This window comes from Frigoribacterium sp. PhB107 (assembly GCF_003751515.1).
Classification (GTDB): Bacteria; Actinomycetota; Actinomycetes; order Actinomycetales; family Microbacteriaceae; genus Frigoribacterium.
On the sequence record NZ_RJKU01000001.1, the window covers coordinates 926722 to 940221 of the forward strand.

Here is a 13500-nt window from a genome sequence, read left to right on the forward strand (position 1 = left end):
CAGCCCCCGCTCGCCGTCAGCCGGCACAGCAGCGTCCACTCGCCGTCAGCCGGCGACGAGCTCCGTCGCCCCGGCCTCGAACTCGTCGAGGTCGCCGGTCTGGCCGGCGCGGTGCGCGCGCCCGCCGAGAACCCACTGGTACGCGAGGAACCCGGCCAGGGCGACCGTGCCGATGCCGATCTTGATGGGCCACGGCCAGTCCTGGCGAGTGACGAACCCCTCGATCACACCCGACACGAGCAGGGCCAGCATGAGCCCCACGGCGACGGTGACGAGCGCGCGGCCGTCCTGGGCGAGCGCCTGCCCCCGGGTGCGGGCGCCGGGGGCGACCCACGACCAGAAGATCATCAGCCCCGCACCGCCGGCGACGAAGATGCTGTACAGCTCGAGCTGGCCGTGCGGGAGGATGTACAGGAAGAAGTACTCGAGGCGCCCCTGCTCGGCCATCAGGCCCGCCGAGATGCCCACGTTCATGGCGTTGTTCAGCACGACGTAGGGCACCCAGACGCCGGTGATCCCGAACGCGACGCACTGGGCGGCGATGAACGCGTTGTTCGTCCAGACCTGACCGGTGAACGAAGAGGGCGCGCTCTCCGAGTAGTAGTTCACGAAGTCCTCGGTCGCGAACTGGCGACGGAACTCCTCCGAGCCGAACGACGCGAGCACCGCGGGTGACCCGGCCGCCCAGACCGCGAACGACGTCGCCACGACGACCGTGACGAGCAGCACCGCGATCGACAGCCAGCGAACCCGCCAGAGGGCGGCAGGCAGCTGGGCCACGAAGAAGGTCGGCACCTGCGAGGCGAGGTTCCGGCCGGCGCCCGTGAACCGGAGCCGCGCGCGCGACAGGGTCAGTGACAGCCTGTCGGCGACGACGGACGGGCCCGCGGCCGTCTGCAGCGCCGACAGCTCGGCAGCCCCCGACTGGTACAGCCGGATCAGCTCGTCGGCCTCCGGGCCGGTGAGGCGCCGACGGCGCGCCAGGGCCTCGAGTTCGGTCCACTCGTGACCGTGGGCGGCGGCGTAGGCGTCGAGATCCATTCTGCTTAGATACTAGGCATGTCCGACCCGACGACGCACCAGCCGCCGACGCCCCGGCCGAGGCCGCGACGCACGCGCGCGGGGCGTTCCCCGCGGTCGGCGCCGACCCTGCGTGCCGACCAGGTCGACTTCTTCGACGGTGCCGACGACCAGCTCGTCACCGGCGAGGCGGTCGGCCTCGACCGCCGCCCCACCGGCTTCGTCCTCCGCGTCGCCGGTGCGCTGATCGACTACCTCACGTACGTCGTCGTGCTCGTCGGCCTGGTGCTGCTCGTCGTCTCGCTCAACGACCGCGGCGCCGTGGACGACGCGACGGCGCAGGCCCTCATGGTCGCGTCGATCGTCGTCTGCCTGATCGGCCTGCCGACCGTGGTCGAGACGGCGTCGCACGGGCGGTCGCTCGGCAAGCTGGCGACGGGCGCGAGGATCGTCCGGACCGACGGAGGCGCCATCGGCCTCCGGCACGCGCTCACCCGGTCGCTCGTCGGCATGCTCGAGATCGTGATGACGACAGGCGGACTGGCCGTGGTGGTCGCCCTCCTCAACCGGTCGTCGCGCCGTCTCGGCGACCTGATGGCCGGCACCTACAGCCGCAACGAACGGGCGCCCCGCATGGGGCGGGTCGTGGTCCAGGTGCCGCCGCACCTCGTCGGCTGGGCCGGCGTGGCCGACGTGGCGCGCCTCCCCGATCCCCTGGCCCGGCGTGTGTCGTCGTTCCTGCAACAGGCCCCGGCGCTCCGTCCCGACAGCCGTCGGCGCATCGCCGAGTCCCTCGCCGACGAGCTCTCGCCGTTCGTCACGCCCCTGCCCGCGACGGACCCGGAGTCGCTGCTCGCCGCCGTGTCCGCCCTCCGGCGAGAGCGCGAGGGCGTCGCCCTGGGGCGCGAGGCAGCATTGCTCGACCGGCTCGAGCCGGCCCTCACGGGGACGGTGCACGGGTTCCCGCGGCGCTGAGCCCACGACCTGCCCCGGCACGCACGTCCCCGCGCGTACCGCCCGCCCCGGGGCACGGACGGCCCTGCGCGCACGACCGGCCCCGGACGCACGAACGCCCCCGCCCCGTCTCGACGACGGCTCGGGGGCGTTCGCGCACCTGCCTCAGTAGCGGTAGTGGTCGACCTTGTAGGGCCCGTCGACGCTGACGCCGATGTACTTCGCCTGCGCGTCGGTGAGGGTGGTCAGCTCGACGCCGAGCGCGTCGAGGTGCAGCCGCGCCACCTTCTCGTCGAGGTGCTTGGGCAGCACGTAGACCTCGGTCTCGTAGTTCTCGCGGTGAGCCCAGAGCTCGATCTGCGCGAGGACCTGGTTCGTGAAGGAGTTGCTCATCACGAACGAGGGGTGGCCGGTCGCGTTGCCGAGGTTCATCAGGCGGCCCTCGCTGAGCACGAGCACGCTGCGCCCCGTGGGGAGGCGCCACTCGTGCACCTGGGGCTTGATCTCGACGCGCTCGGCGCCGGCGAGCGACTCGAGCCCGGCCATGTCGATCTCGTTGTCGAAGTGGCCGACGTTCGCCACGATCGCGAGGTGCTTGAGCGCGAGGAGGTGGTCGACGGTCACGACGTCGAGGTTGCCGGTGCCCGTGACGAGGATGTCGACGGTCTCGACGACGGACTCCAGACGGGCGACCTGGTAGCCGTCCATCGCGGCCTGGAGGGCGTTGATCGGGTCCACCTCGCTGACGATGACGCGGGCACCCTGGCCGCGCAGCGCCTCCGCAGCGCCCTTGCCGACGTCGCCGTAGCCGGCGACGAAGGCGACCTTGCCGCCGATGAGCACGTCGGTCGCCCGCATCAGCCCGTCGGGCAGCGAGTGGCGGATGCCGTACTTGTTGTCGAACTTCGACTTCGTGACGGAGTCGTTCACGTTGATGGCGGGGAAGAGCAGCTCGCCGGCACGGGCGAGCTCGTACAGGCGGTGCACGCCCGTCGTGGTCTCTTCCGTGACGCCCTGCAGCTCGGCGCCGATGGTCGTCCAGCGGTCCGTCGACTCGGCCAGCGAGCCGCGCAGGACCTCGAGGATCACCCGCCACTCGTGGCTGTCGCCGGGGGCGTCGTCGGGCACGGCGCCGGCCAGCTCGTACTCGCGGCCCTTGTGCACGAGCATCGTGGCGTCGCCGCCGTCGTCGAGGATCATGTTCGGGCCGGCGAACGAGGCACCTGCCTCGGCAGCCTCGGCCGACCAGTCGAAGATCTGGGAGGTGCACCACCAGTACTCGTCGAGCGTCTCGCCCTTCCAGGCGAAGACGGGCACGCCCGCCGGCTGCTCGGGGGTGCCGGTCGGGCCGACGACGATCGCGGCCGCCGCCTCGTCCTGCGTGGAGAAGATGTTGCAGCTGGCCCAGCGGACCTGCGCGCCGAGGGCGGTGAGGGTCTCGATCAGCACGGCGGTCTGCACGGTCATGTGCAGCGAGCCGGCGATGCGGGCGCCGGCGAGCGGCTGCGTCGGTCCGAACTCCTCGCGGAGGGCCATGAGGCCGGGCATCTCGTTCTCGGCGAGCCGGAGCTGGTGTCGACCGGCCTCGGCGAGGGACAGGTCGGCGACCTTGTAGGGCAGCGTGGTCGTGTCAGTGGGCATGGGACCATTCTCGCCCACCCTGCCCCGTGTGTCGCCCAGGAACGGGTCGACGAGTCGGGACGTCGCCCGGCTCAGGAACGCACGAGGCGGGCGATCGCGGCCGACGCCTCCGCGATCTTCGCGTCGGCCACCGCCCCGCCCTCTCGAGCCGCCTCGGCGACGCAGTGCGCGAGGTGGTCCTCGAGCAGCTGGAGGGCCACCGTCTCGAGCGCCTTCGTGGCCGCGCTCACCTGCGTGAGGACGTCGATGCAGTAGACGTCGTCCTCGACCATCCGCTGGATGCCGCGGACCTGGCCCTCGGCTCGGCGGAGGCGCGTGACGATCTGCTGCTTGGAGCCGCTGTAGCCGGGAGATCCCGGCGACGCGGTGCTCGGGTCGGTCGTCACGATGCCCGGATCAGCGCCAGGACCTCGTCGCGCACCGCCTCCATGCCCGAGCGCGTCGCCGCCTCGGCGTTCAGGCGGAGCAGCGGCTCGGTGTTCGAGGGGCGGACGTTGAACCACCAGAAGCCGCCGTCCGCCGACGACCCCGACACGGTGAGGCCGTCGAGCTCGTCGAAGTCGCCCCGGCCGGTGAACGCCTCGACGACGCGGGTGTAGGCGGCGGGCACGTCGGTGACGGTCGAGTTGATCTCGCCGCTGGCCGAGTACGGCGTGTAGCGGTCGGTCAGCGTCGACAAGGGCTCGTCCTGGTGCCCCAGCTCGGCCAGCACGTGCATGGCGGCGAGCATGCCGTTGTCGGCGCCCCAGAAGTCGCGGAAGTAGTAGTGCGCGGAGTGCTCGCCGCCGAAGATCGCGCCGGTCGTGCGCATCTCGTCCTTGATGAGCGAGTGCCCGACCCGGGTGCGGACGGGCACCGCCCCGGAGGCGACGATCGCCTCGGGCACGGCGCGCGAGGTGATCAGGTTGTGGATGACCGAGATGGAGGCGTCCGGCTCGGCCGCCCGGACCCGGGCGATCTCGCGCACCGCGACGATCGCCGCGACGGCGGACGGGGTGACCGCGTCGCCCTTCTCGTCGACGACGAAGCATCGGTCGGCGTCGCCGTCGAAGGCGAGGCCCAGGTCTGCGCCGTGGGCGACGACCGCGGCCTGGAGGTCGACGAGGTTGGCCGGCTCGAGCGGGTTCGCCTCGTGGTTCGGGAACGTGCCGTCGAGCTCGAAGTACAGCGGGACGATCTCGAGGGGGAGGGCCGGGAGCCCGGCGGCAGCGCCGAGGACCGCGGGGACGGTCAGGCCGCCCATCCCGTTGCCCGCGTCGACGACCACCTTCAGGGGCCGGACGCCGGCCAGGTCGACGAGCCCGCGCAGGTGGGCCGCGTAGCCCGGCAGCGCGTCGTGCTCGCGGAGCGACCCGGGCGCCTCGACGGACGAGACGCCGTCGGCGAGGTAGGCGGCGGCCCGGTCGCGGATCGAGGACAGGCCCGTGTCGAGGCTGATCCCCTGGGCGCCTGCCCGGCTCATCTTGATGCCGTTGTAGGTCGCGGGGTTGTGGCTCGCGGTGAACATCGCCGCCGGTGCGTCGAGCGAGCCCGAGGCGAAGTAGGACTCGTCGGTCGAGCAGAGCCCGAGGGCGACGACATCCGCGCCCCGGGCCAGGGCGCCGCGGGCGAAGGCCGCCGCGAACGAGGGCGAGGAGTCGCGCATGTCGTGGCCGACCACGAGCTCGCTCCCCGCCGCGCCCACCTCGTCCGCGAAGGCGGCCCCGAACGCCTCGACGACGTCGTCGGTGAGCTGGCTCCCGACCAGCCCGCGCACGTCGTAGGTCTTGACGAAGGCGGAGAGGTCGACGGTGTCTTCAGTGGTCATGGCCCAAAACTACCCGGCGCAGCACCTGCCAGCCCTGGGGGACGGACAGGGACGACGCGTGTCGGGCGCACAGGTCGTACCCGTGCGGCTCCACCCGGTCGCTCAGGGGGCCGACGACGACCAGGGAGTCCGCGTACACGTAGGTGAGGGTCGACACCGCCTCGTCGTGGCAGGTGACCTTGCTGCAGGGTCGTGGCTCCATGGACCGCCACGATACCGCCGGACTACGATGGCGAGATGCCGAGGCCACGTCGAGTCCGCGTCACCGACCGCTCGCGTCGTCGGGACCGACACGGCCGTGGCCTCCGTTCCTCAGCCGCCGGCCCGCACCTGCCGTTCCTGCGCACGAGGGTCGAGCTCTTCGACGACCTCGTCGCCGAGACCGCGGACCACCTGCGCGAGCTGTGGCCCGACGACCTCGCCGACGTGACCTTCGAGGTCGCCGGCCTGCCTGCCGCCCCCGACCCGTCCCGCGTCGAGCGCTGGCGCGTCGACCGGGCCGCCCGCAGCGTGGTCGTCTACCGGCTGCCCATCGAGCGCCTGTCGCACGTGCCCGAGTCGCACCGGCAGGTGGACGACGAGTGGCAGCACCGCGTCCTCGTCGAGGGCTGGGTGCTGCAGGCCGTGGGCGACCTCCTCGGCAAGGACCCGTGGGACCTCTCCCCCGACCGCTGGCGCGACCGCTGACCTACGGGTAGACGACCACCGGGGTCGACGCCGGGAAGGCCGAGGTGACGGGCCACGACGCGACGGCTCCGGCCGCCGACCAGCTCACCGCGGCCCGCAGCCCGTCGGCGTCGCGCAGGGTCAGGACGTCGCCGCCGGACACCGCCACGTCGACGGTGCTGTCCGCCGGGACCGTCACCTGCTGCTCCGCGTCGTCGATCTCGACGACCGCCGTGGCCGCCTCCGTGCCGGTGTTCGCGATCGACAGCGTCGGGCCCTCGCCCTGAGGCACCTGCACGAGCGTCTCGCCGCGCAGCGCCGGGGCCGCGGCGGCCCAGGCGAGGTCGACCGCGCCCTCGGGCGAGATCGTGGAGGTGCGGGCACCGGCCACGACGGGCACCTGCGACACCAGGGTGGCGGTCCAGGTGCCGTCCGCGAGGCCGTCGACCGGCACGTCGGTGACGCGCCCGGCCTCGACCCGCGTCTGGAACGTCGCGCCCGTGCCGTCGGCCGTGGCGAGCGTGATCGAGACCTGCGCCGCCTCGTCGCCGGGGACGTAGACCCGGACGACGCTCTGCAGGTCGGCCGAGGACGGCTCGGTGAGCGCGCCCTCGAGCGCCGCGGAGTCGCGGACCACGATCCCGGGGACGACCACCTGGCGGGCGGGCGAGGCCGCACCGCTGACGATGTCGACACCGCCCGGGTCGAGGGTGCGCACGACGCTCTGCTGCATCGAGGAGACGATGCGGCCGCCCCGGCTCTGGACGTGGACGACGGGCGAGACGAGGCCCGTCGCGAAGCCGGAGAGCGGGACGACCTTCTGGCTGCGGGGGGCGACGACGATGCCGTCGATCCCGGGGCCCTGCACGCGGCCGTTCTCCGCGGCGATGCCGAGGTCGACGGTCGCGTTGACGTCCGTGGGGTTGACGAGCACGACGAGCGACACGCGACCGGTCTCGGTCGAGCCCCCGACGAGCCAGGTCGAGCTCGTCGGCTCGGTGCACGGGGCGGCTGCGAAGCCCACGAGCTCGCCCTCGGAGACGGACTGGCTCTGGGCGGCCGCGACGAGCGGGACGTCGTCTCCCTCCACGGGCGTCGTCCACAGCACCGGGTCGGAGTCGCTCCCGTCCGCCCCGGCGAGGGCGGTGCTGTCGTCGTCGCCCGAGCTGGAGGCGGACGCGACCTGCGCCCGACCGACCGAGCTGGCGGTCGTGGCCTGCTGGCCCTCGTCGTCCGAGAGCTGGAGCAGCCCTCCCGCGCAGACGCGCTGCTGGTCGACCGCCACCGGGGCGACCAGCTGCCCGGCGGGCGCGGTCTGCAGCGTCGGCAGCGGCAGGACGCCCGCGGCGCCGACGACCACGGCCGCGACGGCGAGGCCGGCCGCGCCGAGCCCGACGCGTCGGGTGCGCGCGATGATCCGTCGCTCAGTCATCTCTCTCCTCGTCGAAGGTGGTGGCAGGCTGCTCCGACTCGGGCACGCCGGCCCGGGAGCGTCGGCGGCGCGGCGTCGTCGGCACGGCCAGCAGCAGCGCGGAGCCGAACACGAGGGCCCAGCTGATCAGGACGACGGGGCGGAGCGGCCCGGCGTCGTCGCGGTCCGGAGCGGCGCCCGAGGCGTCGACCCAGCGCCAGAGCAGGCCGTTCGTGGTCTCGCCGACCGGCTGGAACGCCGCGGTCCCGTCGAGCGCCTCGCTCGCCCGGCGCTCGAGGGCCTGCGCCTCGTCGTCGCCGTCGGCGGCCTCGCCGAGGAGGACGAAGCCGACCCCGAGCTGGTCGAGGTCGTCGGCCGGGTCGAAGCCGCTGATGCTCACGAGGTTGCCCGCGAGCACCGTGAGGTCCTCGTTGGTCGACGTCAGGCGCTGCGCCGTCGCGTCGAGGGTCGACTGGTCGTCGAGGGTCGCGCCCTGGCCGTGCTCGAGCGACACGGCGAGGGACCCGTCCGGCTGCGGCGTGAGCACCAGGGTGCCCACCTCGGGCGACGCCTCGGCCTCGGCCGTGACGTACGCCGACAGGATGCGGCCCGAGCTGGGGCGGACGTCGCCGGTGCCGAGGTAGGCGGCGACGACGAGCGGGAACACGGACGCCACGGTCACCGCGGCGACGACGACGCCCGCCGTGGGCGCCACGCGCGGCAGCCGGTCGAGGGTGACCGCGGCGGCGCCGACGAGGCCCAGCAGGTACAGGCTCAGCCCGCTCCCGGCCCAGACCGAGGTCGTCTCGCTGCCGACGCCCGAGATCGAGACGTGGGTCGCGGCGACCGCCGTGACGAACCCGAGCAGGGCGAGCGACAGGGCAGGCACGGCACGCCGCGCCTGGCCGACGAAGGGCGCGGCGACGGCGAGGAGGGCCAGCGGGACGAAGGCCGCCGCGACGACGACGGCCGCGGTCGAGCCGCTCACGCCGAGCCCGGCGAGCAGGGTCGTCCAGCCGTTCAGGCCGGTCTCGGGCGAGGCGACGAGCAGCTGCCACGGGGACGCGGGATCGATCCGTGCGGGGACGCCCGGGTCGGCGACGAGCCCCCACCAGGTGCCACGCGAGATCTGCGCGACGGCGAGCGGCACGAAGAGCACCACGGCGGGCAGCGGGACGGCGAGCATCCGGTGGATGCCCCGGGGCCGGGTCGCGAGGGAGCCGAGCCAGATGACGACGAGGGCGGGCCACAACGACGGGGCGGACGCCGCGACGAGCGCGAAGAGCAGGGAGGCGGTCGCCCCGGCGGCCCAGGACCGGGCCGACCCGATGAGCGCCCAGATCAGGAACGGCAGCGCGACGTGCGCCACGACCGCGCCGATGTGGCCCGACTGCAGGCCGGACAGGAGGGGGGACGAGAGCGCGTAGACCGCGGCGACGACGGCGGGCGTCCACGCCCGGCTCGTGACCCGACGGGCGGCGAACCACGCGCCGAGGGCCGAGGCCGGCAGCGCGACGAGCCAGAGCACGAGCACGGCGGTGGAGGGCGACCAGAACGTGATCGAGCCCAGGACGGCGAGCACCGCGGTGAACGGGTCGCTCGGGCCGACGAACCCGGTGCCGATCTCGTGGCGCCCCCACCCGACGTTGTCCCAGAGCTCGGCGACCGAGGTGCTGAGCGGCAGGAGGCCCCCGCCGGTCAGGGCCGGCTGCGGCAGGAACTCGAGGAACGCCACGACGCCCACGACGGCGGCGACCAGCACGACCCAGAGGCCGCCCGACCCGATGAAGCTCGCCCGGGGGTCCGACGCGTCCTCGCCGTGCGCCACGAGGGCGTCACGGTCGCTGACGCGCCTCTCGCGGATCAGGTTGAAGGAGGCGCGCAGCGGCTCCACGGACGACCAGCTGGTCGTCCGTGTGCGTGCGAGCGCCCTCCGCGCGGGCAGCACCCGAGAACCGCCGAACGCGGCCGTCAGGGCGGTGGCGAACTCCCCCGGGACCGCCCCGGGGTTCTTGGTGAGCAGGTGCCAGACGGACCGGACGAAGGCGAGGGGCACGAGCGAGAGCCAGTGCAGCGGCAGCGCGGCCGGGGGCGAGTAGACGAGCCGGCGGTGCAGCTGGGCGGCGCGGTGGAGGCGGGCGGCGCGGGCGTGCCCCCCGGGGGCCTGCCCGAAGTCCTCCGGCTGACCGGCGCTGGACACCCGCGCGTCGGGCACGAGCACGACGCGGTGCCCCGCGAGGCGGGCGCGGACGGAGAGGTCGAGGGCGGCGTCGACGTGCGGGAGGCCGGGGTCGAAGCCGCCGAGGGCCGTCCACACGCTGCGGCGGACGAGCATGCCCGCGGCCGCCACGCCCAGGACGTCCTCGTGGTGGTCGTGCTGCCCCTGGTCGAGCTGGCTCTCGACGAGCGGCATCGACGCGCCGTAGCGAGTCATCGTCTCGCCGAACTCGGCGATGACGGTCGGGTCGTCGAGCCGCATCAGCTTCGGCCCGGCGACCGCGACCGAGGGCGACACCTCGACCTGGGACAGGAGGCGGTCCAGCGCCTCGGGTCCGGGCACGTTGTCGTGCCCCAGGAACCACAGCCACTCGTCCGGGTCGACGGCCCCGTCGCGGGGAGAGTCGCCCGGCCCCGAGACGCGCACGCCCTGCGCGAGCGCCTGGACGAAGGTCGTGGCGGCGGGCACGCTGGTCAGCTGTGCCGCCCCGCTGAGCGAGAGGCGCCCGGCCTCGCTGTCCTTGCCCCCCGCGTCGACCACGACGAGGGACTCCGGCGGGCGGGTCTGCCGCGACAGCGCGTCGAGGGTTCGGTCGAGGTAGGTCGCTCCACCAGGGGCGACGAGGATCGCTGTGACTCTCGGCTGCATGACCTGAGCAGCCTAGGTCGGGTGCCCCTCGCCTCCGACGCGCCGCGCCGGTCCCTCCCTACCTGTGAGGAGCCGATGACGACGTCCGCCGGACCGCGGCGGGCGCTGGCCGCCCGAGCCCTGGACCGACGACGGCGCCCGTCCCCCGAGGGGCGGGCGCCGTGGGGCGTCGGGGCTGCGGGTCAGGCCCGCTTGCGGAGCTTGCGGCGCTCACGCTCGGACAGGCCGCCCCAGATGCCGAAGCGCTCGTCGTTCTGCAGCGCGTACTCGAGGCACTGGGCGCGCACGTCGCACGAGGCGCAGATCTTCTTCGCGTCGCGGGTCGAGCCGCCCTTCTCGGGGAAGAACGCCTCGGGGTCGGTCTGGGCGCAGAGCGAGTCGACCTGCCAGGACAGCTGGGCCTCGTCCTCGTCGCCGGACCGACGGACGCCGGGGAGGCCCAGCAGCACCGGGTCGACGTGCCAGTCGTCGGGCACGCCCGCTCGGACCGGTGCGACGAGGTCTCGGTCGTCACGGCTCTCGTCGATCGCCATGGCACATCTCCCCTCGTGTCGCTCGCTCCCTGGACGGCCGCGATGTGCCAATTACACCGGTGTAGTTCGGCCACGTCAAGTCGGACCCCATAAACCCTGCACCCCTCATCGAGGGTCAACCGGGCTCCGGCGTGTCGGACCGGGACCCGGCGAGCGCCGACACGGCCGCCGAGGAGGCGGTCGTCCGGTCAGGGACGCGGCGCCGCGTCCCAGGCGCTGGTCACCATCTCGAGCAGCGTGTGGCGCATCTCCCAGTCGAGGTCGCGGGCCGCCAGGGCTCCGTCGGCAACGATGCGGTCGGGGTCGCCGGGGCGACGCGGGCCGACCTCCGGCGCGAAGTCGATCCCGGTGCCCTCGCGCATGGCGTCCATGATCTCGGCGACCGACACCCCTCCTCCGGACCCCAGGTTGTAGGCGGCCTCGACGGGCTCGCCCGCGTCGAGACGACGCGCCGCGGCGACGTGCGAGACGGCGAGGTCGGCGACGTGCACGTAGTCGCGGACGCAGGTGCCGTCGGGCGTGTCGTAGTCGTCGCCGTTGATCCGAGGCGCGCGCCCCGCGGCGAGCGCGTCGAAGACGAGCGGGAACAGGTTGTGCGGGCTGGCGTCCCACAACTCCGGCGAGCCCGAGCCGACGACGTTGAAGTAGCGGAGGCTCGTGTGCCGGAGGCCGACGGCGGTCGCCTGGTCGCGGAGCAGCCACTCGCCGATCAGCTTGCTCTCGCCGTAGGGCGAGGCGGGGGCCTTGGGTGTGTCCTCCGTGACCACGTCCGTCGGCGGGGTGCCGTAGACCGCGGCGCTGGACGAGAAGACGACCCGGTCGACCCCGGCGTCGGCCATGGCGCCGAGCAGCACCTGCGTGCCGGTCACGTTCTGCTCGTAGGTGTGCAGCGGGCGCTGCACTGAGACGCCGGCGTACTTGTAGCCCGCCACGTGGACGACCCCGGTGACGCCGTGGTCCGCGAGTGCTGAGGCCACCGCGTCACGGTCGAGGATGCTGGCACGGACGAACGGCACGTCGCTCGGCACGAACGCCTCGAGGCCGGACGAGAGGTCGTCGAGGACGACGGCGTCCATGCCCGCCCCCGTGAGCTCGCGGACGACGTGGGACCCGATGTACCCGGCACCGCCGGTGACCAACCATGACATGGAGTCAGCCTAGCGAGGCGAGGAGGCGCCCCCCGGTCCGCAGCACAGCCGCCCCTGCGGCGCGGGTCAGGCGGGCGTCGCCACCCACAGCAGGCCGCCGCCGCTGACCGCGAGGCGGACCTCGTCGGGGGTCACGAAGGCGGACTCGCCCCGGGCGAGGTGGATGGTGCCGTCCTGTCCCTTGACGTCGACCTCGCCGTCGGTGACGAGCAGGATGCTCGGCCCGCCGATCTCGACGACCGCACCCGCGCCTCCTGCGGCGACCCGCAGCAGCGCGAAGCCGGTGCCCTCGGGGGCGAAGCGCTCGACCCCGCGGGCCACCTCGACGGGGCGGAGCCACGGGACGGGCAACGGGGAGAACTCGAGCACCCGCAGCAGCTCGGGCACGTCGACGTGCTTGGGGGTGAGGCCGCCGCGCAGCACGTTGTCGGACGGCGCCATCAGCTCGATGCCGAGCCCGCCGAGGTAGGCGTGGACGTTGCCCGCCGGCAGGAACAGCGCCTCGCCGGCCCGGAGCGAGACCCGGTTGAGCAGCAGCGACACGACGACGCCGGGATCGCCCGGGTAGAGGCGGTCGAGCTCGACGACGGTCGCGGTGCTCGGGCTCGGGGCGGCGACCGCCCTCGCCAGCTCGGCCACCGCCCCGACGACCCGTCGCGACTCGTCCGAGCCGTCGAAGAGCCAGGCCAGCGTCGACTCGAGCGACGCCGCGACACTGCCGCGGAGCGCCGAGAGACGACCGGTGCCCGCGTCGATCAGGTCGATGTCGGCGAGGGTCTCGGCCGGGTCGCGGAAGCCGCAGAGCGCGTCGAAGCGCTCGCTGAGGGCGACGATGACCTCGGGCTTCGGGAACCGGTCCTTGTAGTTGCGGTGCGGTGCGTCCAGGGGGACGCTTGCCGCCTCCTCGCGGGCGAAGCCCTCCTCGGCCTGCTCGGGCGTCGGGTGCGCCTGGATCGACAGCGGCTGGTCGGCGGCGAGCACCTTCAGCAGGAACGGCAGCTCGGTGCGGTCCCGGCCGAGCGCCCGGGCCGGCTCGGCAGCGAACCAGTCGGCCAGGGTGTCCGCGCCGTCCACGACGGCCGGATTCACCACGATGCTCGGCGAGCCCGGGTGCGCCCCCAGCCACAGCTCCGCCTCCGGCCTGCCGGACGGGCGGCGCCCGAGCAGCTCGGAGATCGCGGTGCGGGAGCCCCACGCGTAGTCGCGCGGGGTGTTCGTGATGGCGAGGAACATGGTTCTCCGAGCGTGTCGTGGGTCGTGCCCGTCGGGCGGCGTGCGCGGCGACCGTGCGGCCGCGCTTGGGTCCCCTCTACAAAGGGCCGAGCACGCCGGCCGGGAGGCCTTGGCCAAAACTACCAAGCTCTTTGCCGCTGCCGAGCTGCCTGCCTAAGCTCGCCGCGTCTCACCCGGGACGGCGGCGCGCGGGCGTCGTCGTCACCACCACGACACGGAGC

General features: G+C 73.9%; 12 protein-coding genes. 2 read left to right on the forward strand and 10 right to left on the reverse strand.

Going from position 1 to position 13500, the window contains the following annotated elements:
* Positions 1-45: 45 nt before the first annotated feature.
* Entirely contained in the window at positions 46-1041 is a 996-nt protein-coding gene (locus tag EDF18_RS04185; RefSeq protein ID WP_123546510.1) for a stage II sporulation protein M, read from the reverse strand.
* 18 nt (positions 1042-1059) lie between these two features.
* Here EDF18_RS04185 and EDF18_RS04190 point away from each other — a divergent pair, with 18 nt between their 5' ends.
* Entirely contained in the window at positions 1060-1995 is a 936-nt protein-coding gene (locus EDF18_RS04190) for an RDD family protein (RefSeq protein ID WP_123546511.1), read from the forward strand.
* 144 nt (positions 1996-2139) lie between these two features.
* On the opposite strand, the gene ahcY is transcribed toward EDF18_RS04190, so the two are convergent.
* From ahcY to EDF18_RS04210, 4 genes are all read right to left on the reverse strand, one after another.
* Positions 2140-3615, reverse strand: a complete 1476-nt coding sequence (gene ahcY / locus EDF18_RS04195; protein ID WP_123546512.1) for an adenosylhomocysteinase — start codon at positions 3613-3615, stop codon at positions 2140-2142.
* A 71-nt stretch (positions 3616-3686) separates the two neighbouring features.
* Positions 3687-3938 carry a metal-sensitive transcriptional regulator gene (locus EDF18_RS04200; protein ID WP_233569053.1) on the reverse strand — a complete coding sequence of 84 codons (252 nt, stop codon included), beginning with the start codon at positions 3936-3938 and terminating at the stop codon, positions 3687-3689.
* A gap of 59 nt (positions 3939-3997) precedes the next feature.
* Positions 3998-5422: a phosphomannomutase/phosphoglucomutase gene (locus tag EDF18_RS04205; RefSeq protein ID WP_123546513.1), complete on the reverse strand. Its 1425-nt coding sequence runs from the start codon at positions 5420-5422 to the stop codon at positions 3998-4000.
* On the reverse strand, positions 5412-5624 hold the full coding sequence (locus tag EDF18_RS04210) for a DUF3499 family protein (RefSeq protein WP_123546514.1): 213 nt from the start codon (positions 5622-5624) through the stop codon (positions 5412-5414). Before EDF18_RS04210 ends, EDF18_RS04205 begins: the two co-directional genes overlap by 11 nt.
* 35 nt (positions 5625-5659) lie before the next feature.
* Between EDF18_RS04210 and EDF18_RS04215 the strand changes: the two genes are divergently transcribed.
* Positions 5660-6109, forward strand: coding sequence for a hypothetical protein (locus tag EDF18_RS04215; RefSeq protein ID WP_123546515.1), 450 nt, complete (start codon positions 5660-5662; stop codon positions 6107-6109).
* 1 nt (position 6110) lies between these two features.
* Here the strand turns inward: EDF18_RS04215 and EDF18_RS04220 are convergent, their stop codons facing one another.
* From EDF18_RS04220 to manA, 5 genes are all read right to left on the reverse strand, one after another.
* Complete coding sequence (locus EDF18_RS04220; RefSeq protein WP_123546516.1) at positions 6111-7520, reverse strand: DUF5719 family protein; 1410 nt, start codon at positions 7518-7520, stop codon at positions 6111-6113.
* Positions 7513-10365: a glycosyltransferase gene (locus EDF18_RS04225; RefSeq protein ID WP_123546517.1), complete on the reverse strand. Its 2853-nt coding sequence runs from the start codon at positions 10363-10365 to the stop codon at positions 7513-7515. Before EDF18_RS04225 ends, EDF18_RS04220 begins: the two co-directional genes overlap by 8 nt.
* 182 nt (positions 10366-10547) lie before the next feature.
* Positions 10548-10898 (reverse strand): WhiB family transcriptional regulator, encoded by a 351-nt coding sequence (locus tag EDF18_RS04230; protein ID WP_123546518.1) that lies wholly within the window; start codon positions 10896-10898, stop codon positions 10548-10550.
* Positions 10899-11086: 188 nt separating this feature from the next.
* Positions 11087-12046, reverse strand: coding sequence for a UDP-glucose 4-epimerase GalE (gene galE / locus EDF18_RS04235; protein WP_123546519.1), 960 nt, complete (start codon positions 12044-12046; stop codon positions 11087-11089).
* Between the two features lie 66 nt (positions 12047-12112).
* Positions 12113-13279, reverse strand: a complete 1167-nt coding sequence (gene manA / locus EDF18_RS04240) for a mannose-6-phosphate isomerase, class I (RefSeq protein WP_123546520.1) — start codon at positions 13277-13279, stop codon at positions 12113-12115.
* Between the last annotated feature and the right edge of the window lie 221 nt (positions 13280-13500).

Coding starts and splice junctions, on each gene's coding strand:
- EDF18_RS04185 (WP_123546510.1), bottom strand. CDS start 1,041: ATGGATCTCGACGCCTACGCCGCCGCCCACGGTCACGAGTGGACCGAA.
- EDF18_RS04190 (WP_123546511.1), top strand. CDS start 1,060: ATGTCCGACCCGACGACGCACCAGCCGCCGACGCCCCGGCCGAGGCCG.
- ahcY (WP_123546512.1), bottom strand. CDS start 3,615: ATGCCCACTGACACGACCACGCTGCCCTACAAGGTCGCCGACCTGTCC.
- EDF18_RS04205 (WP_123546513.1), bottom strand. CDS start 5,422: ATGACCACTGAAGACACCGTCGACCTCTCCGCCTTCGTCAAGACCTAC.
- EDF18_RS04210 (WP_123546514.1), bottom strand. CDS start 5,624: ATGGAGCCACGACCCTGCAGCAAGGTCACCTGCCACGACGAGGCGGTG.
- EDF18_RS04215 (WP_123546515.1), top strand. CDS start 5,660: ATGCCGAGGCCACGTCGAGTCCGCGTCACCGACCGCTCGCGTCGTCGG.
- EDF18_RS04220 (WP_123546516.1), bottom strand. CDS start 7,520: ATGACTGAGCGACGGATCATCGCGCGCACCCGACGCGTCGGGCTCGGC.
- EDF18_RS04225 (WP_123546517.1), bottom strand. CDS start 10,365: ATGCAGCCGAGAGTCACAGCGATCCTCGTCGCCCCTGGTGGAGCGACC.
- EDF18_RS04230 (WP_123546518.1), bottom strand. CDS start 10,898: ATGGCGATCGACGAGAGCCGTGACGACCGAGACCTCGTCGCACCGGTC.
- galE (WP_123546519.1), bottom strand. CDS start 12,046: ATGTCATGGTTGGTCACCGGCGGTGCCGGGTACATCGGGTCCCACGTC.
- manA (WP_123546520.1), bottom strand. CDS start 13,279: ATGTTCCTCGCCATCACGAACACCCCGCGCGACTACGCGTGGGGCTCC.